The organism is Halobacillus sp. BBL2006, assembly GCF_000786645.1.
Taxonomy (GTDB): domain Bacteria; phylum Bacillota; class Bacilli; order Bacillales; family Halobacillaceae; genus Halobacillus.
Genome location: NZ_JRNX01000755.1, coordinates 1 through 1,068, shown reverse-complemented (window position 1 = coordinate 1,068; position 1,068 = coordinate 1). Strand labels below are relative to the sequence as shown.

Below are 1,068 nucleotides of genomic sequence, written 5' to 3'. Positions count from 1 at the left end.
TCTTTTTTTTTTACTTTGAATCCAAATTCAATTGCCAGGAAACACCAAATTGATCGACTATCCACCCAAACTTTTGACTGAATCCATAATTGCCAAGCGCCATCAACGCTTCACCGTTTTCACCCAACCGCTCATAAAGGTGATCAATTTCGGATTCCGTCTCACAAGTAATGAACAACGAAAATGATGGTGTAAAGTCGAAGTCGTGCGGTATGCTGCTGTCCATACACCTTATTTCCTGACCCTTGATAGAAAAAACAGCCTGCATAACTGTTCCCTCTTCACCTGGCCCTTCAGACCCATAACGGGTAATCGAATGAATATCCGATTCTTCGATCAAGGAGGTATAAAACTCCATAGCTTTCTCCGCGCGATTCTGTTGAAACATTAAAAATGGCGTAACCTTTTCCATCTACTAAAAGCCCTCCTCTAAATCATTGCTGTTTTTCCAGCAGGTCGTCGAGTCGATCTAATTGTGAATTGAATCCTTCAATCATTCCCATCCCTAAAATCTCTTTGAGCTGTTCTTCCGTGGCAAATTCAGTAGTTACCACAAGCCTAGTTTTTTCACCATTTTCCTTAAATTCAATCATGATCTCCATCTCCGGCATACCTGAAACGGCATTCCCTTCTTCATCTGAGAAAACATCTGTATAAACTATCTTTTGCGGTTCAGCAATTTCATGAAAAATGGCTTTTCCCCATGATTCTTGACCGTAAAAATCGCCCTGGCTTTTATCCGTGCACCGCATGCAATAGTGCCACGTTCCTTCTGGCTTAAATTCAAACGTCCGATTTTCCGTTTCCCACCCTTTTGGTCCCCACCAGCTTGTAAGTCGATCAGGATCTGAGTAGGCTTGAAATAACATGTTTTGTGGAGCATTAAACGTTCGCTCCAACACTAACACACGACCGTCTATGTGGGTGCTTAAGCCGCTGGCTGCTTCATGTTCAGACATTTCCATTTCTCCTTTCAGAATATCATGTCATTGTATGTTGTTATCTTTTCGTCATGCAAGCGACAATCTCCTTCACTTCCCCTCTAAGACCAACAAAAAAACAAAATAG

Annotated in this window: 2 protein-coding genes; both read right to left on the bottom strand. The window is 41.9% G+C overall.

Features of this window, described 5'->3' with window-relative positions; genetic code table 11:
- Positions 1 to 10: 10 nt before the first annotated feature.
- A complete protein-coding gene (locus LD39_RS19335) occupies positions 11 to 412 on the bottom strand; it encodes a VOC family protein (protein ID WP_035552070.1) in 402 nt (133 codons plus the stop codon).
- Between the two features lie 22 nt (positions 413 to 434).
- A complete protein-coding gene (locus tag LD39_RS19330) occupies positions 435 to 959 on the bottom strand; it encodes an SRPBCC domain-containing protein (RefSeq protein ID WP_035552067.1) in 525 nt (174 codons plus the stop codon).
- Between the last annotated feature and the right edge of the window lie 109 nt (positions 960 to 1,068).

Coding starts and splice junctions, on each gene's coding strand:
- LD39_RS19335 (WP_035552070.1), bottom strand. CDS start 412: ATGGAAAAGGTTACGCCATTTTTAATGTTTCAACAGAATCGCGCGGAG.
- LD39_RS19330 (WP_035552067.1), bottom strand. CDS start 959: ATGTCTGAACATGAAGCAGCCAGCGGCTTAAGCACCCACATAGACGGT.